22 protein-coding genes and 1 tRNA gene are annotated in these 23270 nt (G+C 69.0%); 7 read left to right on the forward strand and 16 right to left on the reverse strand.

The window, feature by feature from the left end; translation table 11 throughout:
- Positions 1-78: 78 nt before the first annotated feature.
- Genes AC6I9V_RS01985 through AC6I9V_RS01995 form a run of 3 tightly spaced genes read left to right on the forward strand, consistent with a single transcriptional unit; the run spans position 79 to position 2238 of the window.
- Complete coding sequence (locus AC6I9V_RS01985) at positions 79-903, forward strand: alpha/beta hydrolase (RefSeq protein ID WP_497898149.1); 825 nt, start codon at positions 79-81, stop codon at positions 901-903.
- Positions 900-1703, forward strand: coding sequence for an alpha/beta hydrolase (locus AC6I9V_RS01990; RefSeq protein ID WP_497898150.1), 804 nt, complete (start codon positions 900-902; stop codon positions 1701-1703). Before AC6I9V_RS01985 ends, AC6I9V_RS01990 begins: the two co-directional genes overlap by 4 nt.
- Positions 1696-2238, forward strand: a complete 543-nt coding sequence (locus AC6I9V_RS01995; protein ID WP_349414090.1) for a hypothetical protein — start codon at positions 1696-1698, stop codon at positions 2236-2238. Before AC6I9V_RS01990 ends, AC6I9V_RS01995 begins: the two co-directional genes overlap by 8 nt.
- Before the next feature lie 14 nt (positions 2239-2252).
- Here AC6I9V_RS01995 and AC6I9V_RS02000 read toward each other — a convergent pair whose 3' ends face one another.
- Positions 2253-3341, reverse strand: coding sequence for an ROK family glucokinase (locus tag AC6I9V_RS02000; protein WP_497898151.1), 1089 nt, complete (start codon positions 3339-3341; stop codon positions 2253-2255).
- Between the two features lie 187 nt (positions 3342-3528).
- Here AC6I9V_RS02000 and AC6I9V_RS02005 point away from each other — a divergent pair, with 187 nt between their 5' ends.
- Both AC6I9V_RS02005 and AC6I9V_RS02010 read left to right on the forward strand, forming a co-directional pair.
- Complete coding sequence (locus AC6I9V_RS02005) at positions 3529-5346, forward strand: AMP-dependent synthetase/ligase (RefSeq protein WP_497898152.1); 1818 nt, start codon at positions 3529-3531, stop codon at positions 5344-5346.
- 149 nt (positions 5347-5495) lie between these two features.
- Positions 5496-6077, forward strand: coding sequence for a dihydrofolate reductase family protein (locus AC6I9V_RS02010; protein ID WP_497898153.1), 582 nt, complete (start codon positions 5496-5498; stop codon positions 6075-6077).
- Between the two features lie 67 nt (positions 6078-6144).
- On the opposite strand, the gene AC6I9V_RS02015 is transcribed toward AC6I9V_RS02010, so the two are convergent.
- Entirely contained in the window at positions 6145-9540 is a 3396-nt protein-coding gene (locus AC6I9V_RS02015; protein WP_497898154.1) for a pyruvate carboxylase, read from the reverse strand.
- A gap of 317 nt (positions 9541-9857) precedes the next feature.
- Here AC6I9V_RS02015 and AC6I9V_RS02020 point away from each other — a divergent pair, with 317 nt between their 5' ends.
- Positions 9858-10727, forward strand: coding sequence for a ParA family protein (locus AC6I9V_RS02020; RefSeq protein ID WP_497898155.1), 870 nt, complete (start codon positions 9858-9860; stop codon positions 10725-10727).
- Between the two features lie 97 nt (positions 10728-10824).
- Here AC6I9V_RS02020 and AC6I9V_RS02025 read toward each other — a convergent pair whose 3' ends face one another.
- From AC6I9V_RS02025 to gcvH, 5 genes are all read right to left on the reverse strand, one after another.
- Positions 10825-11421: a MerR family transcriptional regulator gene (locus AC6I9V_RS02025; RefSeq protein WP_028275903.1), complete on the reverse strand. Its 597-nt coding sequence runs from the start codon at positions 11419-11421 to the stop codon at positions 10825-10827.
- A gap of 200 nt (positions 11422-11621) precedes the next feature.
- Positions 11622-12125: a bifunctional nuclease family protein gene (locus tag AC6I9V_RS02030; protein ID WP_349414096.1), complete on the reverse strand. Its 504-nt coding sequence runs from the start codon at positions 12123-12125 to the stop codon at positions 11622-11624.
- Positions 12125-12841 carry a transcriptional regulator FtsR gene (ftsR, locus tag AC6I9V_RS02035; RefSeq protein WP_349414097.1) on the reverse strand — a complete coding sequence of 239 codons (717 nt, stop codon included), beginning with the start codon at positions 12839-12841 and terminating at the stop codon, positions 12125-12127. Before ftsR ends, AC6I9V_RS02030 begins: the two co-directional genes overlap by 1 nt.
- A 23-nt stretch (positions 12842-12864) precedes the next feature.
- Positions 12865-13338, reverse strand: coding sequence for an FHA domain-containing protein (locus AC6I9V_RS02040; RefSeq protein ID WP_146337876.1), 474 nt, complete (start codon positions 13336-13338; stop codon positions 12865-12867).
- 118 nt (positions 13339-13456) lie between these two features.
- Complete coding sequence (gcvH, locus tag AC6I9V_RS02045; protein ID WP_349414098.1) at positions 13457-13843, reverse strand: glycine cleavage system protein GcvH; 387 nt, start codon at positions 13841-13843, stop codon at positions 13457-13459.
- Positions 13844-13996: 153 nt separating this feature from the next.
- Here gcvH and AC6I9V_RS02050 point away from each other — a divergent pair, with 153 nt between their 5' ends.
- Entirely contained in the window at positions 13997-14866 is an 870-nt protein-coding gene (locus tag AC6I9V_RS02050) for an Fpg/Nei family DNA glycosylase (protein ID WP_497898156.1), read from the forward strand.
- 80 nt (positions 14867-14946) lie between these two features.
- Here AC6I9V_RS02050 and AC6I9V_RS02055 read toward each other — a convergent pair.
- From AC6I9V_RS02055 to AC6I9V_RS02095, 9 genes are all read right to left on the reverse strand, one after another.
- Positions 14947-15023, reverse strand: a tRNA-Pro gene (locus tag AC6I9V_RS02055).
- A gap of 151 nt (positions 15024-15174) precedes the next feature.
- Complete coding sequence (gene der, locus AC6I9V_RS02060; protein ID WP_146337879.1) at positions 15175-16725, reverse strand: ribosome biogenesis GTPase Der; 1551 nt, start codon at positions 16723-16725, stop codon at positions 15175-15177.
- Positions 16722-17420, reverse strand: coding sequence for a lysophospholipid acyltransferase family protein (locus AC6I9V_RS02065; RefSeq protein ID WP_497900232.1), 699 nt, complete (start codon positions 17418-17420; stop codon positions 16722-16724). Before AC6I9V_RS02065 ends, der begins: the two co-directional genes overlap by 4 nt.
- A gap of 49 nt (positions 17421-17469) precedes the next feature.
- The gene (gene cmk / locus AC6I9V_RS02070; RefSeq protein WP_497898157.1) at positions 17470-18198 is read right to left on the reverse strand and encodes a (d)CMP kinase; all 729 of its coding nucleotides are present in this window, start codon (positions 18196-18198) and stop codon (positions 17470-17472) included.
- Positions 18198-19307, reverse strand: a complete 1110-nt coding sequence (locus AC6I9V_RS02075) for a prephenate dehydrogenase (RefSeq protein WP_497898158.1) — start codon at positions 19305-19307, stop codon at positions 18198-18200. The genes cmk and AC6I9V_RS02075 overlap by 1 nt, the downstream gene beginning before the upstream one ends.
- A gap of 2 nt (positions 19308-19309) precedes the next feature.
- On the reverse strand, positions 19310-20497 hold the full coding sequence (locus AC6I9V_RS02080; RefSeq protein ID WP_497898159.1) for a pseudouridine synthase: 1188 nt from the start codon (positions 20495-20497) through the stop codon (positions 19310-19312).
- A 109-nt stretch (positions 20498-20606) separates the two neighbouring features.
- A complete protein-coding gene (scpB, locus tag AC6I9V_RS02085) occupies positions 20607-21188 on the reverse strand; it encodes an SMC-Scp complex subunit ScpB (protein WP_497900233.1) in 582 nt (193 codons plus the stop codon).
- 98 nt (positions 21189-21286) lie between these two features.
- Entirely contained in the window at positions 21287-22132 is an 846-nt protein-coding gene (locus AC6I9V_RS02090) for a segregation and condensation protein A (RefSeq protein WP_497898160.1), read from the reverse strand.
- A gap of 8 nt (positions 22133-22140) precedes the next feature.
- On the reverse strand, positions 22141-23040 hold the full coding sequence (locus tag AC6I9V_RS02095) for a ParA family protein (protein WP_497898161.1): 900 nt from the start codon (positions 23038-23040) through the stop codon (positions 22141-22143).
- Between the last annotated feature and the right edge of the window lie 230 nt (positions 23041-23270).

Below are 23270 nucleotides of genomic sequence, written 5' to 3' on the forward strand. Positions count from 1 at the left end.
CCTTCCTCGGGCCCGGCCAGGACTTCAATGACACCCTACTCTAGTGAGTTTTGTCGCGAACAGTGACACGATGGGCTCATGAGCGAAAGCAGCACTCCAATGGCGCCTGCCGCTTATCGCTACCCGGGCCACGGCGCGAACGCGGGCATCGGGGTGGCCATCTGCCACGGCTTTACCGGAAGCCCGCTCAGCGTCCTGCCCTGGGCCGAACATCTGGCGGCCCTCGGCCACGCCGTCACCGTCCCGCTGCTGCCTGGCCACGGCACCGACTGGCGGGACCTCGCCCGGCACCGCTGGCAGGACTGGTACGGCGCCTTCGAGTCCGCGTATCTCGACCTCGCGGCCCGCACCGACAGCTGCTTCGTCGCCGGACTGTCCATGGGCGGGACCATCGCCCTGCGGACCGCGGCGCGCCACCGCGTGGCCGGCGTCGCCGTCGTCAATCCCGGTCTCAGCTTCTACGACCGCCGGGTGCGCTACCTCGGGGTGCTCAAGTACCTGCAGCGCACCACGTTGCCGCTCCGGGAAACTGAGTCGACGGCGGCACCCACCCAGGACGGGGATTACTCGCTGACCCCGTTGTCTGCCGTGCACGAACTGCGCAGGCTGTTTAACGCCACGCTTCGTGAACTGCCCGCCGTCGAAGTCCCGGCCCTGGTGTTCAAATCCGACACCGACGCCGTGGTGCCCCCGACGTCCCTGGCGCTGCTGCGCGAACGGCTCGGATCGCGGGAGCTCTCCGTGGTGCCGCTGCCGGGCAGCGGCCACGTGGCCACGCTCGACGTCGACGCTCCCACGATCTTTGCGGAGTCGGCCCGCTTCTTCCGAGACCACACGTCCCGCCCCGCAGCCCAATCCCCTGCCACCTGGGGCCGGCGGCCAACAACTACGGAGCACGCATGAGCACAGCCCCCGACCACTCACCGTTCAGCAGCGCGTTCACCGGCTCAGGTCCCGGGACCGGCGTGGTGGTTTCCCACGGTTTTACCGGCAGTCCGCACGGGGTACGGGCGTGGGCCGAGTCCCTGGCCGCGGCCGGCTACGCCGTGCGAATGCCGCTGCTGCCCGGCCACGGCACCAGCTGGCAGGAACTGGCCCGGACCCGCTGGCAGGACTGGCACGCGGGCCTCGACGCCGCCTATCTGGAACTGGCCGCCGAGTGCGATCAGGTTTTTGTGGCCGGCCTCTCGATGGGCGGGGCACTGGCGCTTCGGCTGGCTGCCACCCGCCCGGTGGCCGGGGCGGTGCTGGTCAACCCGGGGCTGGTGATCGATGACCCCCGGGCGCCGCTGGCCGGGATCCTGAAGTACGTGCTCAAGTCCACCCCGGCGATCGCCAACGACATCCTCAAAGCCGGCGTGGATGAGGGCGCCTATCCGCGGACCCCGGTCGCGGCGGCCCACGAGCTGAACAAGATGTTCAAAGACACCCTGCGGCTGCTGCCGCGCATCACCACCCCGGCCCGGGTCTACCGTTCCACCGTGGACCATGTTGTCTCCGACGCCAGCCTGGCGGCGCTGCGCCGCGGCCTGACCCACGCCCCGTTGGAGGTCATTCGGCTGGAAAACAGCTACCACGTCGCTACCATGGACAACGACGCGCCCCGGATCTTCACCGGCACGGCCGAATTCATCCGGTCCGTTGTGGAAGGGCACACCCCGGGCGCAGCCGGCGCCAGCCAGAAAGAAACGGCAGATGACTAGATTCGACCCCGGCTCCCCCGACCCGGATTCCCCGGACTCCGGGGCCAACGAGGACGACGCCGTTTGGCGGGACCTGGTGGCCCGGCTCGAGGGCACCGATTCCGGTCCCTTGCCCGGACCCGGCGGCAAGACCCCTGCCGCGCGGACGTTCCGTGACTTCGACCCGCTGGGGCTCTCTGTCCCGCAGCAACTGACTCCCCCGGCCGGGACCCGCCCGGCCGCGGGCGGCGATTCCGAGGGCTCCGCCGACCGGAATGCCCCGCCCGGCCCGCGCGACTACGAGGCGGACGAGGACGAGGGCGCTTTCGTGCCCGAAGAGCCGCCCAGCCTGGCCTCGTCGGATCCGATGACGGTGCTGGCCTGGCTGGGAGCCGTCGGCGGTCCGATCGCGCTGCTCCTGTCCGCCATCTTCTGGCGCTCCGCACCGCTGCTGGCGGTGGTGGGCATGGTGGTCGCCTTCGCGGCGTCGGTGGTGTTCCTGATCATGAAGCTGCCGCATGAAAAAGACGAACACGACGACGGTGCCAGGGTCTAGCCGGACGTGGCCTGCTAGCTGTGCATGCGGCTGCTGACCCGGGAGAGGTCCGCGGCGCCGATCAGGCCCGCGTTGGGACCTAGCGCCGCGAGCTCAATCCCGGCCGCCGGACGGAAGCCGCGGCCGGTCAGGTTGCGGGCGAAAGCCTTCCGCGCCGGAGCCACCAGCAGCTCGCCGGCGTCGCACAAGCCGCCGCCGATGACGAAGGTGCCCGGGTCCAGGGCCGCGGCCAGGTTGGCCAACCCCAGGCCGAGCCACTCCCCGACGTCCTCTAGGAGTTCCCGTGCGGTGGCGTTGCCGGCCTTGGCCAGTTCGGTGACGATCACGCCGGTGATCCGGTCGGCCCGGCCGTCGACCGCCCGCAGCAGTTCCTGGGCCACCGGCGAGTTGGCATCGGCCAGTTCCCGCGCCTCGCGTCCGAGCGCGTTACCGGAGGCATACTGCTCCCAGCAGCCGCGGTTGCCGCACTCGCAGCGGTGGCCGCCGGGCACGATGATCTGGTGGCCGAATTCGCCGGCGACGCCGAAGCGGCCCCGTTCCAGCCGTCCGTCCATCACCATCGCCCCGCCGATCCCGGTGCCGAGCGTGATGCAGACCAGCCGGCTCTCGCCCCGGCCCGCGCCGAAGCGCCATTCCGCCCAGCCGGCGGCGTCGGCGTCGTTGGTCAGCAGCACCGGCCGGCGCAGCAGCCGCTGAAGGTTGTCCCGGAGCGGTTCGTTGCGCCAGGCCAGATGCGGGCTGAACAGCACCGTGGCGCCGTCGAGGTCCATCCAGCCGGCCGCGCCGATCCCGACCGACCAGATACGGTGCCCCCGGCTTAGTTCCTCCACGAGCTCGACGATCACCTGCTCGACGGCGCGCGGGTCGCTCCCCGGCGTGGACCGCCTGGCCTCGCTGAGGATGCGCCCTTCGGCGTCCACCACTCCGGCCGCCACCTTGGTGCCGCCGATGTCCACGCCGATCGCCAGGCCCTTGCGCCCGAGGCGCAGGTGCTCGCGCAGCCGGCCGGCCCGGGCGGAACCGGGGCCGCCCGGTGAGCGGCGGTGCCAGGCGGCGGTCCTGCGCTGCGGACCGGGCTGCGGACCGGGTGTTGGAGTTAGCATCGTTCCCCATTCTAGGCCCGCACGAAGGGGCGCGCCGGGGCAGCCGGACGCCGGGGCAAGTGGCGCCGGCACACGGCTTGACCGTAAAGTTACTCGCCAGTAGGTGAAGTGGAACACACCCCGCGGTGGGCCACATACTACTGTTAGTCGTACCCCTAGCGGGTCTATGGATATCAAAGGAGCTATCGTGCGAGTAATCAGTGTCCCGCCCCTGGTCACCGTCCCCCCGGAAACGAACGTCACAGACCTGGTGCTGCGCCAGGCCGCCAAGGCATCGAACCCCGCCCTGTTCTCCCGGCTCGACGCCGCCGGGCAGTGGCAGGACATCCGGGCCACCGATTTCCTGGCCGATGTGTCCCTGCTCGCCAAGGGCCTGATGGCCAGCGGCGTGGCGGCCGGCGACCGCGTCGGCATTATGTCCCGCACCCGCTACGAGTGGGCCCTGATCGACTTCGCGATCTGGTTCGCCGGCGCTGTCTCGGTCCCGATCTACGAGACCTCCTCACCCTCCCAGGTGGCCTGGAACCTGGGCGACTCGGGCGCCGTGGCGGCCTTTGGCGAGTCGGCCCACCACGAAGACATCATCCGGCAGGCGGCGACCTCGGAGGGGCTGACCGGCCTGCGGCACGTCTGGCAGCTCGAAGGCGACGCCCTCGACGAGCTCCGCGGCGCCGGCACCAACATCAGCGATGAGGAGCTGGAGGCCCGGCGCGGCCAGGCCTCGCTCTCGGATATCGCCACGATCATCTACACCTCAGGCACCACCGGGCGTCCCAAGGGCTGCGAACTGACCCACGGCAACTTCGTGGAGCTCTCCGACAACGTGCTCGCCACCTCGCTCGGCCAGGCCGTCCACGAGCACGCCCGGACCATCATGTTCCTGCCGCTGGCACACGTCTTTGCCCGCTTCATCTCGGTCCTCGCGGTCGCGGCCGGCGTGACAGTCGCGCACACCCCGGACATCAAGAACCTGCTGCCGGACCTGCAGAGCTACAAGCCGACCTTCATCCTCGCGGTGCCGCGGGTCTTTGAAAAGGTCTATAACTCCGCCCTGACCAAGGCCGAGGACGGCGGCAAGGGCGCCATCTTCCACCGCGCCGCGGAAACCGCGATCGCCTACTCGCGGGCGCGGCAGGCCGGCAAGGTGGGCGTGGGCCTCAAGCTCAAGCACGCCCTGTTCGACAGGCTCGTCTACGGCAAGCTCCGCGCCGCCATGGGCGGCCAGGTCGCGCACGCGGTCTCCGGCGGCGGCCCGCTCGGCGCACGGCTCGGCCACTTCTTCCAGGGCATCGGCCTGCAGATCCTTGAAGGCTACGGCCTCACCGAAACCACCGCGCCGGTCACGGTCAACACGCCGTCGCTGATCAAAATCGGCACCGTCGGCGCGCCGATTCCCGGCAATGCCGTGAAGATCGCCGACGACGGCGAAATCCTCGCCAAGGGCGTCTGCGTCATGCGCGGCTACTTCAACCGCGATGACCTCACGGCCGAGACCTTCGTGGACGGCTGGTTCCGCACCGGCGACCTCGGCCAGCTCGACGAGGAAGGCTTCCTGACCATCACCGGCCGGAAGAAGGAAATCATCGTCACCGCGGGTGGCAAGAACGTGGTCCCGGCGTTGCTCGAGGACCAGATCCGCGCCGACGCGCTGGTCTCCCAGGTCCTGGTGGTCGGCGACAACCGTCCCTTCATCGGCGCCCTGGTGACCCTCGATGAAGAGGCACTCCCGGGCTGGCTGCAGCGCCACGGCCTCCCGGCGTCGACTACGGTGGCCGAGGCGACGACGAACGCCGCCGTGACCGCGGCCGTCCAGGAATTGATCAACCGCGCGAACCAGTCTGTCTCGCAGGCCGAGGCGATCAAGTCCTTCCGGATTGTGCCCTCCGACTTCACCGAAGCGTCCGGGCACCTCACGCCGTCCATGAAGGTCAAGCGCGCCCAGGTGATGAAGGACTTCGAGAACGTGATCGAAGAGATGTACTCGGCGAAGCGCGCCAACGCCTAAGCCGCCGGCCCGCAGCAACGCGGGGTCAGCTGCCGCCCGTCCCGGGTCACCGGACTGGCCGTAGCTGGCCCCGCGTTGTGCTTTATCCACCTGCCACGGACCGGCAAGAGCCGCTAATCTGGGGGCATCCTCAAGCAAAGGAGAGCCCCATGGGCACGGTGGTCATGTACAGCTCGGTGTCGGTGGACGGCTTCATCGCGGACGGGAACGACCAGCCCGGACTCCTGTTCGACTGGCTGACCGGCGGTGACGTGCCGTTGGACGACAGCGGAGTGTTGAAGGTCTCGCAGACATCGTACGACTACATAAGGCCGTACTGGGACCAGATCGGGGCCACCGTCGTCGGCCGCCACGTCTTCGACCTGACGGACGGCTGGGAAGGGACGCCTCCGGGCGGGGTTGAGTACGTGGTCGTCGTGACGCACCGGCCGGCGCCGGAGGGCTGGGACCCGGGGGCGCCGTTCTACTTCGTCGACGGCGTCGGGGCAGCCGTGGCCAAGGCGCAGGAGCTGGCGGGTGAGCGCCTGGTGGAGGTTGCCGCCGGTGACGTCGGTGGCCAGGTGTTCGCGGCGGGTCTGGTCGATGAGGTGCGCATGGACGTCGCACCCGTGGTGTTCGGGTCCGGCAAGCGCTACTTCGGGTCGGTCCACGCCCAGCAGCTGTTGGAGGATCCCGACGCGGTGATCCAGGGCAACCGGGTGCTCCATCTGCGCTACCGGGTGCGCCGCTGACAGATCCGGGGGCCTGACCGATCCGGCGGGTGCACGGCGGGCACCTGGCCCGCCGTGCGCCGGCCGGCTATTCCACGACCAGCAGCAGGTCCCCGCCCTGGACCTGTTCAACCGCGCCGACGGCGAGGCGCGAGACGGTGCCGGCCACCGGCGTCGTGATGGAGGCTTCCATCTTCATCGCCTCGATGGTCGCGACGGTGTCCCCGGCCTTGACCGAGTCGCCGGCCTTGACCGTCAGGGTGACGGCGCCGGCGAACGGCGCGGCGACCTGGCCCGGCTGCGAGGTGTCGGCCCGTTCGGCCGCCTTGACGTTGCTGACCACGGAACGGTCGCGGACCACCACCGGGCGGGACTGGCCGTTCAGCGTGCACATTACGGTGCGCATGCCCTTTTCGTCCGGCTCGGAGACGGCTTCCAGCGACGCAATCAGGCGCACGCCCTTCTCCAGCTCGATCTCGTGTTCCGCGCCACGCTGGAGTCCGAAGAGGTAATCGCGGGTGTCCAGCACCGACAGGTTGCCGTACGCCTCAACGCTCTTCTGGTAGTCCTTGGTGGGACCGGCGAAGAGGAGGCGGTTGAGGGTCTGCTGCACGGTCTTGGAGTCGGACTTGAGCGCCGCGCTGTCCTCGGCGCTCAGTTCAACATCGCGGACCTTGACGCTGCGCCCCTGCAGCGCCTTGGTCCGGAACGGCTCGGGCCAGCCGCCGGGCGGGTCGCCGAGCTCGCCGGAGAGGAAGCCGATCACGGAGTCCGGGACGTCGTACTTTTGCGGGTTCTCGTTGAAGTCCGCCGGGTCGGCGTCGAGGCCCACCAGGTGCAGGGCGAGGTCGCCCACCACCTTGGAGGACGGGGTGACCTTCACGAGCCGGCCCAGGATGCGGTCGGCCGCGGTGTACATGTCTTCGATCGCCTCGAAGCGCTCCCCGAGCCCAAGCGCGATGGCCTGCTGGCGCAGGTTGGAGAGCTGGCCGCCGGGGATCTCGTGCTGGTAGACCCGGCCGGTGGGACCGGGCAGGCCCGACTCGAAGGGGGCGTAGACGCGGCGCACGGCCTCCCAGTAGGGCTCCAGGGCGCAGACGTTGGCCAGGCTCAGCCCGGTGTCGCGCGGGGTGTGCGCCAGCGCCGCGACCAGGGCCGAGGCGGAGACCTGGCTGGTGGTTCCGGCCAGGGAAGCCGAGGCGACGTCCACGGCGTCAACGCCGGCGTCCACAGCCGCCAGCAGGGTCGCCAGCTGGCCGCCGGCGGTGTCGTGCGTGTGCAGGTGGACCGGCAGGTCGAACTTCTCCCGCAGGGCCGTCACGAGGCGCGCGGCGGCCGCCGGGCGGAGCAGCCCCGCCATGTCCTTGATCGCGAGGATGTGCGCGCCGGCGTCGACGATCTTCTGCGCGAGCTCCAGGTAGTAGTCCAGCGTGTACAGCGTCTCGTCCGGGTCGAGCATGTCCGCGGTGTAGCACAGCGCCACCTCGGCGACGGCGGTGCCGGTCTCGCGCACGGCGCGGATTGCGGGCGCCATCTGGTTGACGTCGTTGAGGGCGTCGAAGATGCGGAAGATGTCGATGCCCGCCGCGGCGGCCTCGTTGACGAACGCAACCGTCACCTCTTCGGGGTACGGGGTGTAGCCGACGGTGTTGCGGCCGCGGAGCAGCATCTGCAGGCAGATGTTCGGCAGCACCTTGCGCAGCGCCGCCAGACGGTCCCAGGGATCCTCGCCCAGGAAGCGCAGTGCGACGTCGTAGGTCGCGCCGCCCCAGGCCTCGACCGAGAGCAGTTCCGGGAGCAACCGGGACACCGCCGGCCCGGCTGCCGCCAGGTCCCGGGTGCGGACCCGGGTGGCGAGCAGGGACTGGTGCGCGTCGCGGAAGGTCGTGTCCGTGACGGCGACGGCGTTCTGGCCGCGGAGCGCCTTTGCGAAGCCCTCCGGGCCAAGCTCAAGCAGCCGCTGGCGCGAGCCTGCGGCGGCTTCGCCGTCCGGCAGTGCGGGCAGCTTGTCCGCCGGGTCGGTGTGGACGGTGAGCTCGCCGTTGGGCTTGTTGACGGTGACGTCGGCGAGCCAGGTCAGCAGTTTGGTGCCCCGGTCCGCGGAGACGCGGGCCTTGAGCAGTTCGGGGCGCTCGTCGATGAACGAGGTGGCCACGTCGCCGGCGACGAAGTCCGGGTCGTCCAGGACGGCCTGCAGGAAGGAGATGTTGGTGGAGACGCCGCGGATGCGGAACTCGGCGAGGGCGCGCCGGGCGCGGGCGACGGCGGTGGGGTAGTCGCGGCCGCGGCAGGTCAGTTTGACCAGCATCGAGTCGAAGTGCGGGCTGATTTCGGCGCCGGAGTACACGGTGCCGCCGTCGAGCCGGACGCCGGCGCCGCCGGCGGAGCGGTAGCCAGTGATCTTTCCGACGTCGGGGCGGAAGCCGTTGGCCGGGTCCTCGGTGGTGATGCGCGACTGCAGCGCGGCGCCGTTGAGCTTGACGGTCTCCTGTGAGAGGCCCAGGTCCGCGAGGGTCTCCCCCGAGGCGATGCGCAGCTGGGCCTGGACCAGGTCGACGTCGGTGACTTCCTCGGTGACCGTGTGCTCGACCTGGATGCGGGGGTTCATCTCGATAAAGACGTGCTGGCCGGCCCGCTCGCCGACGGTGTCGACGAGGAACTCCACGGTGCCGGCGTTGACGTAGTTCAGGGCCTTGGCGAATTTCACGGCGTCCCGGTACAGGGCCTGCCGGATGCCTTCGTCGAGGTTGGGAGCCGGCGCGATCTCGATGACCTTCTGATGGCGGCGCTGGATGGAGCAGTCGCGCTCGAAGAGGTGCATCACGTTGCCCTCGGCGTCGGCGAGGATCTGCACTTCGATGTGCCGCGGCCGCAGCACGGCCTGCTCCAGGAACATGGTGGGGTCGCCGAAGGCGGCGTCGGCCTCGCGCATCGCGGCCTGCAGGGCCTCGGGCAGGGCCTCCCGGGTGTCGACCCGGCGCATGCCGCGGCCACCGCCGCCGGCGACAGCCTTGGCGAAGATGGGGAAGCCGATCTCGTCAGCTGCGGCGATGAGTTCGTCAACGTCCTTGGACGGCTTGCTGGACTTGAGCACCGGGACGCCGGCCTTGCGGGCCGCCTCGAGGGCGGCGACCTTGTTCCCGGCAAGTTCGAGGACCTCCGCCGGGGGCCCGACGAAGGTGATGCCGGCGGCAGCGGCAGCCCGGGCCAAGTTGGGGTTCTCCGAGAGGAAGCCGTAGCCGGGGTAGATCGCATCCGCGCCGGCTTCCTTCGCGACCCGGACCACCTCGTCGACGTCGAGGTACGCCCGGACCGGGTGGCCCTCCTCGCCGATCAGGTATGCCTCATCCGCCTTCTGGCGGTGGATGGAGTTGCGGTCCTCGGTCGGGAACACGGCAACGGTCTTGGCACCCAGCTCGTAGCTGGCACGGAAGGCGCGGATCGCGATTTCGCCGCGGTTAGCCACCAGAATCTTGGAAAACATACTTCTCCTGCTTCATCGCGGGCGGTTCGGTAAGTCGTCACAGTTTCTAAGACCGGCGTGCGCAAACACAAATCATTGTGGCGCCCGTCACAAGATTATGCGTCATTTCGGCCGGAGAAGGCAGATCGTTGACGTTGCGGGTGCTCCCGGGCCGTCCGGGCCCCCTCCGGGCGCCCGCCGGGTCCGATGAGACGGGATTCGACGGCGGGTCAACATATGATGAGGTGGTGGGTGGCGCATGCACGCCCCGGTCCGAAGGAACGCACGGGCCGGCATGACCCAGTCTCGGCAACCGGCGTTAGGTATTGGTTTTTCAAGTGCAAGTAGTCAGCATCAGCAGCCTCAAAGGCGGGGTCGGCAAGACATCCGTGACAACCGGACTGGCGTCGGCAGCACTCGCAGCCGGCATCCCAACCCTCGTGGTCGACCTCGACCCGCACGCGGATGCCAGTACGGCCCTCGGCGTCCGGCCCGACGAACAGCTGGACATCGGCCGGATGCTGAAATCCCCGCGCCGGGCACACCTGGCCGACAACGTGGTTCCCAGCGGCTGGGTGGAGCACGCCAGCCTCGCTTCCTCCAACGGCGGCTCCGGCCACCGCACGGCGCCCGTCCTGGACGTCGCCGTCGGGTCCGCCTACACCGGCATCTACGACCGGCCCGACCTTGGCCGCCGCGACCTGCGCCGGCTCTCCGCCGTACTGGCCGGCGCCGGGGACTACGAGCTGGTCCTGGTCGACTGCCCGCCCTCGCTCAACGGCCTGACCCGGATGGCCTGGACGGCCAGCGACAAGGTCACCCTGGTCGCCGAGCCCGGGCTGTTCTCCGTCGCGGGCACCGAGCGCACCATGCGGGCCATCCAGCTGTTCCGGCAGGAATTCGCGCCGGCCCTCTCCCCTGCCGGCATCGTGGCCAACCGGGTGCGGACCGGCTCCGCGGAGCACAGCTTCCGCCTGGCCGAGATGCAGTCCATGTTCGGTGAACTGCTGCTCACCCCGCACATCCCCGAACAGGCCAACTGGCAGCAGATCCAGGGCGCGGCCCACTCCGTCCACCACTGGCCCGGCGATTCCGCCAAAAACGCCGCAGCCCTGTTCGACTCGCTGCTGGCCAACCTGATGCGCACGGGCGGCTCCAACACGGAACTGGCCGCCGCGGGCCGGGTTCGCAACCGCAGCCAGCGCTGACGGGCCGACGTCCCGGGCCCGGCCCGGGACGTCGGCAGATGAAAAAGCGCGGGGCCACCTGGTGGCCCCGCGTTTTTGGTCGAATCTTCGAGCCGTGCTAGCCGATCTTGCGGGCCGCGCGGCGCTTGCTGAGTTCATCGTCGGGGAACGACTGGTCCGCGGCGTGTTCGCTCGGAAGCGCCGCGAGGCTGCCTTCCACTTCGCGCCAGACGCGGCCGACGGCGATGCCGAAGACACCCTGGCCGCCCTGGACCAGATCGATGACTTCGTCCGCCGAGGTGCATTCGTAGACGCTGGCGCCGTCGCTCATGAGGGTGATCTGGGCGAGATCCTCGACCCCGCGTTCCCGGAGGTGTTCGACGGCGGTGCGGATCTGCTGCAACGAAACACCGGTGTCGAGGAGCCGCTTGACGACCTTGAGGACCAGGATGTCGCGGAAGCCGTAGAGCCGCTGCGAACCGGACCCTGCGGCGCCGCGCACGGCGGGCTCAACGAGTCCGGTGCGGGCCCAGTAGTCCAGTTGGCGGTAGGTGATGCCGGCCGCCTTGCAGGCCGTCGGTCCGCGGTACCCCGCGTCCTCGTCCAGGACGGGAAGATCCTCGGTGAAGAGCAGTCCCTGGGCACCGCTCGCGGGCACAGCAACGCCTGCCGTCGAGGCCTGCTTGAGCTCGCCTGCTTCGCCTTTCGGACTCACGTGGATCCTCCTTGTCATGAGTTCCCGCGGGAACTTGCAGCACCAGCGCGCCACTGTCCAGTGTGACTTGCGCGGCTGTTGTATGCAATGGGAACTTGTACCTCTGACGTTAGGCCTGCCGGGGGCCAAGGTCAAAGACCTTGGGCCTATTGCCGGGGCGTGTCGAAACTTTCGACCTCGACTTTAAGCTTTGAGCCGTTTCAGCCGGCGAAGTCCTCGGGTTCGACGTCGTCCAGGAACTCCCGGAACCGGCGCAGCTCCCCCTCTTCGTCGACGGCGGGCCCGGGCTGGGCCTCCTCGCCGTCGTCGTGCTCGGTGATCCGCACGCCGGCTTCGTCCATCACGGCGTCGGCGCACCAGATCCGGCACTTCGCGCGCAGGCCGAGGGCCAGGGCGTCGGAGGCCCGCGAGCTGACCGTGGTGCCGTCCTCGAACTGGAGCTGGCCGTAGAAGATGTTGTCTTCCACCGCCACGATGTTGACGCTGACGATCGAGTGGCCAAGCGCCTCGACGACGTCGACGAGCAGGTCATGCGTCATCGGCCGCGGCGGGACCACACCCTGCTGGGCGAGCGCAATGGCGCTGGCTTCCGGCGTTCCGATCCAGATGGGGACGTGGCGCTCACCGTGCAGTTCCTTGAGCAGGACGAGCGGCTGGTTGGACGGCAGTTCGATCCGCACGCCTACGATTTCCACCTCGATCATCAGCTGTCCATCCTCGAGATGCGGTCCTGCACCAGGGCCCGGTGCAGCGAGAGGCACAGTTCGCTGATCTCCCGGGCAGCCTCGGCGGCGCGGGCCTGGGAGGCGGCGTCCTTGCGGGACGTCAGCGTGGCCACCGCGCGTTCCACCAGCCCGAACTCGCGGTCGGCCGCGGCCTGGAAGGGCCGCAGGTGCCGCGGCTCGAGGCCGTGGCTTTCCAGCTGCACGCAGGCGCGGGCCACCTGCAGGGCGTGGTCGTCGAACTTTCCGTTGACGTGGCCGATCAGGCCGAAGCTGAGCAGGGACTCGAGCAGCGGGACGCTGGCCCCGGACTCGGTGCGGAGCTGTTCCTCGCTGAGCAGCCGCACCCGGTTGTTAAGCTCTGAGGCGAGCTCCTCGGAAACGATCCGGGGCGACACCGTCACCCCCGGCGGCAGGCTCTCCGGGCGTTCGCCGCGGTCGATCGCGTCGAGGTAGTCCTTGATCACCTTCAGCGGCAGGTACTGGTCCCGCTGCAGCGACAGCACAAAGCGGAGCCGTTCGACGTCGCCTTCCGAGTACTGCCGGTAGCCGGCCGGGGTGCGTTGCGGATTAATGAGGCCCTTTTCCTCAAGGAACCTGATTTTCGACGCAGTCATGGAGGGGAAGTCGTCGCTCAGTTGAGCCAGGACCTCCCCGATGTTCAGGACCTGGGGTCCGCGCCGTTCGGCTTGTGCCATGGCCACCGGCAACTACCCCGATATCAGACGTGGCCTGCGGTACGGGCAGGGCTGAGGTAGAAGGTGAGCCGGAACTTGCCGATCTGCACCTCGTTACCCGACTTCAGCTCCACGCTGTCGACACGGTCGTGGTTGACGTAGGTGCCGTTCAGGCTCCCGGTGTCCACCACCTCGAAACTGCGCGCCGTGCGGCGGAATTCGACGTGGCGGCGTGAAACCGTGACGTCGTCGAGGAAGATGTCGGCGTCCGGGTGCCGGCCCGCCGTCGTCACGTCGGAGTCGAGCAGGAAGCGGGCACCGGAGTTGGGGCCGCTGTGGGCCACCAGCAGGGCGGACCCGGCCGGGAGCGACTCAATGGCCGTCCGTTCCTCGTTCGAGACCTTCGGGGTGATGGTGGGCTCATCGCGCACGGGGGTGAGATGGATCGACGTGGTCTCCGAGGCTTTCACTCCACCCGTGCCGTATTCACCGGTGTCGTTCTGTCCGTGCCCAACCATTGAGTCCTCCTCATTCGTTGCAGGTGTCCCCCCTGCAAACAACGCATGCGTCCGGAAAAGCCTGGCAGATCCGGTGGTCAGTTCCCGGCGTAGTAGCACAGCCCGGGAACCTTAGGCATTAGCCTACCTGCTGTTCGTACTCCGATGCACTGAGCAGCGACTCCACCGCGTCGGCTTCCGCCAGCTTGATTTCAATCAGCCAGCCCTCGCCGTACGGATCCGAATTGATCAGGGCGGAATCGGTGTCCAGCGCCTCGTTGCGGGCCACCACTTCACCGCTCACGGGGGCGTAAATGTCGCTGACGCTCTTGGTGGATTCCACTTCCCCGACGACGTCGTTGGCCTTGATGTCGGTGCCGACCTCCGGCATCTGGGCGTAGACGACGTCCCCGAGGGCGTCCTGGGCAAAATCAGTGATGCCCACGCGCACGACGCCGTCGGCGTTCGGCGCGGAGACCCATTCGTGTTCGGCGGTGTAGGACAGCTCTTCGGGAATGTTGCTCATGACGGGCCTTTCGTCGGGTCAATCACCAAGGTCTTCGGCGGCCGATCGATCGGGCCGCCGCTGAAAGTATAGGCACATCCGCCCGGGCCCCGGGAGGACTCTGACATGATGTTGCCATGGCAGCACCTGCACCCGTTACGGACGGATTTGCCCATGCCTGAGCTCCCGGAAGTGGCGGCGCTGGCGGACTTCCTGGACGCGCGCCTGCGCGGATCCAGCCTGGCCAAGGTCCAGATCGTCTCCTTCGCGGTGCTCAAGACCGCGGATCCGCCCATCTCCGCACTGGAAGGCAGGACCGTCACCGGCGTGGGCCGGCACGGCAAGTTCGTGGACCTGGACGCCGGCGGGCTGCACCTGGTCTTCCACCTCGCCCGGGCCGGCTGGGTCCGGGTCACCGATGCCCCCACCGGCGCGGTGCTGAAGAAAGGTGGCGGGCACATCGCGGCCCGGCTGTCGTTTTCGGGTGGGGACGGAGCACTCGACCTGGACCTGACCGAGGCCGGCACAAAGAAGTCCCTGGCGATGTACGTGGTCCGAGACCCGGCCGACGTTCCCGGGATCGCGGCGCTCGGCCCGGATCCGTTCAGCCCCGGGTTCGACGTCGATGCCCTGGCCGGGATCCTGGCGGGCAGTTCCCAGCAGATCAAGGGTGTGCTCCGCAGCCAGGGCGTCATCGCCGGCATCGGCAACGCGTATAGCGACGAGATCCTGCACGCGGCGAAGACGTCCCCGTTCGCCATTGCCAGCTCCCTGGACCGGGCGGCGGTGGAGCGCCTCTACGACGCGATCCACGACATCCTCGGGACGGCGCTGGCGGAGGCCGCCGGGAAACCGCCCAGCGAGCTCAAGGACGCCAAGCGGAGCCACATGCGGGTCCATGGCCGGACCGGCGAGGCGTGCCCGGTCTGCGGCGACACGGTCCGCGAGGTTTCGTTCGCGGACACCGCGCTGCAGTACTGCCCAAGCTGCCAGACGAAGGGGAAGATCCTCGCGGACCGGCGGACGTCGCGTTTCCTCAAGTAGGCGCTTCCCTGAAACAGCCCACCCCCGGGAAACAGAAAACCCCGCCATTCCGTTGCCGGAATGGCGGGGTACTTTCTTGTTGGTCGGGCTGACAGGATTTGAACCTGCGACCCCTTGACCCCCAGTCAAGTGCGCTACCAAGCTGCGCTACAGCCCGCTGGTTCTGCCGTTCTCCGCTCCCGATGATCTCCTGTTGTTCCCCATAGGATTTCATCTGAGCAGTCCGGCCGAACCACCTCCAAAAGCTTACACGATTCCGGAGGGTGCCCGTGACACTTTCACCATGTCACAGGCGGCGTGTGTCGGAATCAACGCTTCTTGCCGCGCTTTTCCCGGACCCGCATGTTGACCTCGATCGGCGTGCCCTCGAAACCGAAGGTTTCGCGGAGCCGGCGGGTGATAAAGCGGCGGTAGCCGGGATCGAGGAAGCCGGTGGTGAAGAGCACGAACTTCGGCGGGCGGCTGGAGGCCTGGGTTCCGAAGAGGATCCGGGGCTGCTTGCCGCCGCGGACCGGGTGCGGGTGCGCGGCCACCAGTTCGCCGAGGAAGGCGTTCAGGCGTCCGGTGGGGATGCGCTTGTCCCAGCTTTCCAGTGCGGTGTCCAGGGCGGGAACCAGCCGGTCCTTGTGCCAGCCGGTCTTGGCCGAGATGTTCACGCGCGGGGCCCACGCCACGTGGGCGAGGTCCTGCTCGATTTCGCGTTCGAGGTAGGTGCGGCGTTCGTCGTCGAGCAGGTCCCATTTGTTGAACGCGAGCACCAGCGCGCGGCCGGACTCTATCGCCAGCTGCAAGATGCGGACGTCCTGCTCGCTGAGCACTTCGTCCACGGCGAGGAGCACGACGGCGACCTCGGCCTTTTCGAGCGCGCTCTGGGTGCGCAGCGAGGCGTAGAAGTCCGCGCCCTGGGCCATGTGCTGGCGGCGGCGGATGCCGGCGGTGTCCACGAAGCGCCAGGTGCGGCCGCCGAGTTCGATGAACTCATCGACCGGGTCGCGCGTGGTGCCGGCGGTGTTGTCGACGACCACGCGCTCGGAGCCAGCAAGCTTGTTCAGCAGGGAGGACTTGCCGACGTTCGGCCGGCCGATCAGGGCGATGCGGCGCGGGCCGCCGCTGCGCTCGAGGCCTTCGATGGTGGAGAACTCCGGGAGGGTATCCATCACGTGGTCGAGCAGGTCGGCGACGCCGCGGCCGTGCAGTGCGGAGACCGGGTAGGGTTCGCCGAAGCCGAGGCCCCAGAGCGCGGCCGAGTCGGCCTCCTGGGCGAAGTCGTCCACCTTGTTGGCCACCATGATGACGGGCTTCTTGGACTTGCGCAGCATCTTCATGACGCCTTCGTCCGTGGCGGTCGCGCCGACGGCGGAGTCCACCACGAACAGCACAGCGTCGGCGAGCTCCACGGCCATCTCGGCCTGCTCGGCGACGCGGGCGTGGATGCCGCGGGCGTCGTGTTCCCAGCCGCCGGTGTCCACCACGGTGAAGTTCCGGCCGTTCCAGTTGGCGGAGTACATCACGCGGTCGCGGGTGACGCCGGGGGTGTCCTCGACGACGGCTTCGCGGCGGCCCAGGATGCGGTTGACCAAGGTGGACTTGCCGACGTTGGGGCGGCCGATGATGGCCAGGACCGGGTCCAGCTTGACCGGGCCGTCGAAGTCTTCGTCCTCGTAGCGGCCGCTGAGCAGGGCGGCGTCTTCCTCGTCCAGTTCGTAGTCATCCAGGCCGGCGCGGAGCGAGGCCGCACGGAGTTCGGCTTCCTCGTCGTCCAGGGCGGCAAGGTTCTCAGCCACCTGGTCCGTGCCGGTGGGCGTGTATTCGTCTTCGCCGGCGCCGAAGTGGCCGGGGGTTTGAGTCGTATCGCTCATTGCACTTTCCTTAGGTGGTGATCTGCCGGCGTCCCGGCTACTGCTGTCTGGCGTTCTTGCGGGGAATCCGCGTCGGGCAGGCCCTGCCCGGTGGACTGAATGGTGTCCTGGACGTGCCGGGCGAGGGCGGCGCGGATCTCGGTTCCCACCCTGTCCATTGAAGCACGCCCGGTCTCGCCGGGCCTGCGGCTGAGATTGAGGGCGCCACCGAAGCTGACATGCAGCCGGCGGCCGGGCCTGGGAACCGCGTTGAGGTGCTCGCCGCTGATCCTGGTGCCCAGGATGGCGACCGGGATCACGGTGGCGGCCGAGTTCAGTGCGAGCCAGGCGACCCCGTTGTTGATCGTGGCGACCTCGCCGCTCCCGCGGGTGCCCTCGGGCAGGATCCCGACGCACCGTCCGGCGTCGAGGACGCTTTTCGCCCGCTGCAGCGCGGTCCGGTCACCGGAGCGGTCCACCGCCAGCTGGCCGGAGGCTTTCAGCACCAGTCCCGGGAAGCCCCGGAACATCTCCTTCTTGACGAAGATGTGCATCGGCCGCGGCGCGGCGCCGAACATCACGGGGCCGTCGAGGAAGCTGATGTGGTTCGCGGCGAAGATGACCGGGCCGGCCGCGGGCACGTTGGCGCGTCCCTTGACGGTGGTCCGGTAGACCAGGTGGTCCAGGACCCAGCCGACCGGCCGGCTCCAGGCCATGGTCCCGTCGAGGAACGCCCGGCCGGGCTGCCCCGCCCGGACTGCGCCCTCAGTCACGGTTGATGGCCGTGTGGTTGAGAACCTTGTGCACAATCCCCAGGGCCGCGTCGACGGTCTGGGCGAAGTCCAGGTCCGAGGAATCCAGGGTGACCACGCCGTCGGCGGCCTGGGTGAAGTTCACCACGGTGGAGTCCTTGGCGTCCCGGGCCGTGACCTGCGCGGCGAGTTGTTCGGCGTTCTGGCTGCCGCCCAGCTGGATGCCGCGGCGGCGCAGCCGGGCCTCCTCGCTGGCGGTGAGCAGCATGCGCACCTCGGCGTGGGGCGCGACGACGGTGGTGATGTCCCGGCCCTCCACCACCATGCGGCGGTGGTGCTTTTCGATCAGCTCGCGTTGCCGGCGGATCAGTTCGGTACGGGCGCCGAGCGTCGTGGCGACGGCGCTGACCGCTGCGGAGATGGCAGGCTCACGGATGGCCTCGGTGATGTCAGTCCCGGCGACCCGGACGTATTCGTCCTGGGGGCTGGTGCTGATCTCGAGCTGGAGGCCCTCGGCGGCGGCCTCGATGGCCTCGCCGTCGGCCAGGTCCGTGCCGCTGTCCAGGCAGAACCAGGTCAGGGCCCGGTACATGGCGCCGGTATCGAGGTACGCCAGCCGGAGCCGGCGTGCCACCTCTTTGCTGACGCTGGATTTGCCGGAGCCGGAGGGGCCGTCGATCGCGACGACGAGGCTCTTGCCGGGGCGGACGATGTCCACCGTTGCGATGAGTTCCTGGGTCATTACTGGAGTACCCGCCATCCACGGTCGTTGAGGGCTTCGATGAGCAGCTCGTGCTTGTTGGGCAGCACGGAGAGTTCCACCATGCCGACATTCCGTCCCGAGGAGTGGTCCAGACGGAGGTCCTCGAGGTTGACGCCGATCTCGCCGATCTCGGTCAGGAGCTTGGCGATCTGGCCGGGCGTATCGTCCACCAAGACGGTCAGCCAGGAGTACGCCTGCGGCGGCCCGCCGTGCTTGCCCGGGATCCGGGACTGGCCGGCGTTGCCTTCGCTGATCAGCTGGGCCAGGTCCAACCTGGCGCCCGGCGCCGTCGGATCCTCCAGGGTGCCGATCAGCCGGTTCAGGTCCTCGCGGACGCCGTGCAGGATGTCCACGACCTTGTCCGCGTTGGCGCCGAGGATCTGCACCCAGAGCGTGGGGTCGCTCGCGGCGATCCTGGTCACGTCCCGCAGGCCGTTGCCGGCCAGCGAGAGGGCGTGCAGCGGGGTTCCCTGCAGCCGGCTGGCCACGAGGGAGGACATGACCTGGGGCAGGTGCGAGACCAGTGCCACGGCTTCGTCGTGTTCCTCGGAGCCGAATTCGGAGACGACGGCGCCGAGGTCACCGGCCAGCGCGCGGGCGGCCTGCAGCGCCTCGGGCCGGGTTTCGGGCGTTGGGCAGATGACCCACGGCATCGAGGTGAACAGCTCGCCGCGGGCGGCGACCGGGCCGGACTTCTCCCGGCCCGCCATCGGGTGTGTTCCGACGTAGCGGCCCAGGTCGGCGCCGCGGGTCCGCAGCTCCGCCAGGATAGACGCCTTGACGCTGGCGATGTCCACCACCACGGCCTCCGGGTAGTCCGCCAGGGCGCGGGCGACGACGTCGGCGGTCACGTCCGGCGGCGCGGCGACCACCACGAGTTCCGGCGCCTCGCCCTCAAGGCGCGCCAAGGGCAGGCCGGCGCCGATGTCGACGGCGACGGCCTGGTTGGTCGGCGAGGGGTCGGAGAGGTACACAGCGACTCCGCGGCCGCGGAGCCCCAGCCCGATGCTGGTGCCCAGCAGCCCGGTCCCCACAACCACCACCGGGCCGTTGAGGTGGCCGCGGCCGTGGGTGCGAAATGCAGACATGCCTACAGCCCCACGGATGCCAGCAGGTGGCCGACTTCCTGCTTGCCGAGGTTGCGGATGCTGCCCTGGCGCTGGTCGCCCAGGCCGATGGGTCCGACCTTGACGCGGACCAGCCGCAGCACCGGGAATCCAACGGCGTCGAAGAGGCGCCGGACAATGCGGTTCTTGCCCGAGTGCAGCACGACCTCGATCAGCACGTGGCCCGGGGTCGAGTCAACGAGCTTGAAGGAGTCCACCGAGGCGATGCCGTCTTCGAGTTCGATGCCGGCCTTGAGCTGCGCGCCGACGCCCTGCGGGAACGGCCCGCGGACCTGCACGAGGTAGGTCTTGGGCACCTCGTAGGAGGGGTGCGTCAGGCGGTTGGCGAGCTCGCCGTCGTTGGTCAGCAGGAGCAGCCCCTCGGTGGCGACGTCCAGCCGGCCGACGTGGAAGAGCCGTTCGCCGTGGTGGTTGCGGACGAAGTCGCTGATGCACGGGCGGCCGTCCGGATCCTCCATGGTGGAGACAACGCCCTTGGGCTTGTTGAAGACCATGTAGACCATGTTCTCGTCCAGCTGGATGCGCAGGCCGTCCACATGGATCACGGCGGTCTTGGGGTCGACGCGCACGCCGAGTTCCGTCACGACCTGGCCGTCGACCTCGACGCGGCCTTCGGCGATCATTTCCTCGCAGACGCGCCGCGAGGCGACGCCGGCGGAGGCCATGACCTTCTGCAGGCGGACGCCGTCGGCATCGTGCAGCTCGGACTGCGGCACGGGCCCGCGCGGGCCGCGCTTTCGGGTGGGCTTGCGGACCGGGCCGAGGTTCTGGCCGAAGCGTTCGCTGCCGAACGCGCTGGAACCGGTGGCCTTGGCCGCCCCCGCGCCGATGCGCGGCTTGGGCTTGAGCGCGCCCGGGGTGCCGGGAGCCTTGCCGGCACCGGGCTTGCGGGCCGCGGGCTTCCGTGCCGGCTTCGCGCCGGCCTTGCGGTCAGCCTGCTCGGGGGCTCCGACGCCCGGGTTCAGGTCCGGGTCAACAAAGGCCTCTTCGCGCGGCTTGGGCCGCTTGAACGGGCGGTCGCCGCCGCCCTTGGAGAAGTCGCGCTGGCCTCGGCCGGCGCCGCCCGCACCCTGGGTGCGCGCTGATTGGTGTCCGGCGCTGGTGCGTCCCGAACTGTTACGTGGTGAACCCTGGCGTCCCGCCTGTGTCATGACCCGTCCTTCGTTTGGTGGCCCGCGACGGCTGCCTCACGGCAGTCCCCCACCGGCCGGGCAAATGGTTCTGCCCTGGTGGATACTTTTACGCAGGCAGCATTCCTGCCTACATTCTTCCTGCGTCGTAATACTCTGCTATGCCTTCAAGCCCTGGAAGATGGGGTGAAAGCTGAGGCAACTCAGCCACCGAGCCGATTCCCATGCGTTCGAGGAAATACGACGTCGTGCGGTACAGGATGGCCCCGGACTCGGGATCGTTTCCCGAGTCTTCGATCAGGCCGCGCTGGGTCAGCGTCCGCACCACCGAGTCAACATTGACCCCTCGAATCGCAGAGACCCGCGCCCTGGAGACGGGCTGGCGGTAGGCGATGACGGCGAGCGTTTCGAGCGCCGCCTGCGTCAGCCTGGCACTTTGCCCTTCCAACACGAAGCCGCCTACGACGTCGGCGAACTCCGCGCGGGAATAGATCCGCCAGCCTCCGGCGATATTCCGCAATTCAAAACCCCGGGGGGCGGCACTGAATCCAGCAGTATTCAACGACGTGCTGGCCTCATCCGCATCCGGGGCATTACCAGTATAGCCGTTATACTCCCGCTGCAGTTCCCCGAGCAGACCCTCGACGACGTCGACCGTCAGGTTCAGGCCGGCGGCCAGCTCCGTGGCCGTGGCCGGCTCGTCAATGACCATCAGCACCGCTTCGAGGGCCGCACTGGCGCCGCCGGGCAGCGCTGCCAGGTCCGGAACCCCGGGCCCTCCGGCGTCGGCGGGAGGGTTGGACGCGTCGCTCACGGCTGCTCCTCGTATTCTTCACTCAGGTTCTCGCTGCTCCAGTCCGCGTCGTCGGCGGTCCAGTGCACGGACAATTCGCCGAGGGGAAGCAACTGGTCGAAGGCCACCGCCTTGTCCCGGAACATCTCCAGCAGGGCAAGGAACCGCGCCACCACCACGAGGGTGGATTCGGCGTCGGCGATCAGGGACCGGAAGGTGAGCGGCTTGCCGAGCCGCAGCCGCAGCCCCAGGATTTCCGCCTGTTCCTTCACGCTGACCGGCGTCCCGTGCAGGTGGGCGAGGCCGACCTCGGTGGGGGCGGCGTCCTTGGGTTTCAGGGCCGCCTCGGCGAGGGCCGCGAACTCCGCGGGGCTGTGCTTCCAGACCAGCTCGGGCAGCAGCGCGGCGAAGTGGCCCTCGAGGGCGACCTGCCGCGGGTAGCGCCGGGCCTCCAGCTCCAGGGTGGAGCCGATCAGCCCGGCGACCTGCTTGAAGGCCTTGTACTGCAGCAGCCGGGCGAACAGCAGGTCGCGGGCCTCGAGCAGGGCGATGTCCTCGTCGTCCTCGACCTCGCCGGCGGGCAGCAGCCGGGCGGCCTTGAGGTCCAGCAGGGTCGCGGCGATCACCAGGAACTCGCTGGCTTCATCCAGGGCCCAGTCCTCCCCCAGCCGCTGCAGCCCTTTGATGTATTTGATGAACTCGTCCGTGACCGTGGCCAGCGCCACCTCGGTGATGTCCAGCTGGTGTTTGGAGATCAGTCCCAGGAGCAGGTCGAACGGGCCGGTGAAGTTCTCCAGCCGCACCTCGAAGCCCGGCTTCTTTCCGGACGGCGACAGTTCGGCCGTCGGGGCTGTCGCTGCCACGGCCGTGGTTAGGGTGCGCCGCCGCGCGAGATCAGCTCTTTGGCCAGTCGGCGGTAGGCGTCGGCACCGGCGTGGTTGCCCGCGTAGCTGGTGATCGGTTCGGCGGCGACGGTGGCGTCGGCGAACTTGATGGAGCGCTTGATGACGGTTTCGAAGACCTTGTCGCCGAAGGCTTCCACGAGCCGGGCGATGACTTCGCGGCCGTGCAGGGTGCGGGCGTCGTACATCGTGGCGAGCACGCCGTCGACCTGCAGGCGCGGGTTCAGCCGGTCCTGGACCTTGTCGATCGTCTCGACCAGCAGCGCCACCGCGCGGAGGGCGAAGAACTCGCAGATCAGCGGGATGATGACGCCGTGCGCCGCGGTGAGGGCGTTGACGGTGAGCAGGCCGAGGGAGGGCTGGCAGTCGATCAGGACGACGTCGTAGTCGTCCTCGACCTTCTTCAGCGCCCGGTCCAGGACCTGTTCGCGGGCGACCTCGTTGACCAGCTGGACTTCGGCGGCGGAGAGGTCGATGTTGGCCGGCAGCAGGTCCACGTTTTCGACGCCGGTCTTCTGGATGGCATCGCGGATGTCGACCTTGCGGTCCATCAGGACGTTGTAGACCGTCAGGTCCAGTTCGTGCGGGTTGGTGCCAAGGCCGGCGGAGAGCGCGCCCTGCGGATCGAAGTCGACTAGCAGCACCCGGCGGCCGTATTCGGCCAGCGCCGCCGCGAGGTTGATCGTGGACGTGGTCTTGCCCACGCCACCCTTCTGGTTGACCATGGCGATGACCCGGGCCGGGCCGTGGGAGGACAGCGGCGCGGGTTCCGGGAAATCGCGGTAGGGGCGCCCGGTGGCGCCCATGACGGCGTCGTCCAGATCGAGTTCTGTGCCTTCCAGAGTGGCTGAACCCTGTTCGCTGCTCACGTATCTATCCACACTTTCGATGACGGTGATTTTCCTGCCGGATCCGCCCGGTCCGGCGCTGCCTGCTTGAGGCTGGCTCCGCCCGGCACGGATCGTTATTCCTCCCAAGGTTACAGCCCCCGACACGGTATTCGACGGACCTTGACAACCGCCGACCGGCGCGTCTGACCCTCTGGTAGAGGTCGAGGGTTCCGCTCCGGCGGATCCCGGGGGCACGCAAAACCGCCCGG

Source organism: Arthrobacter sp. SlRoot2-15 (genome assembly GCF_059739345.1).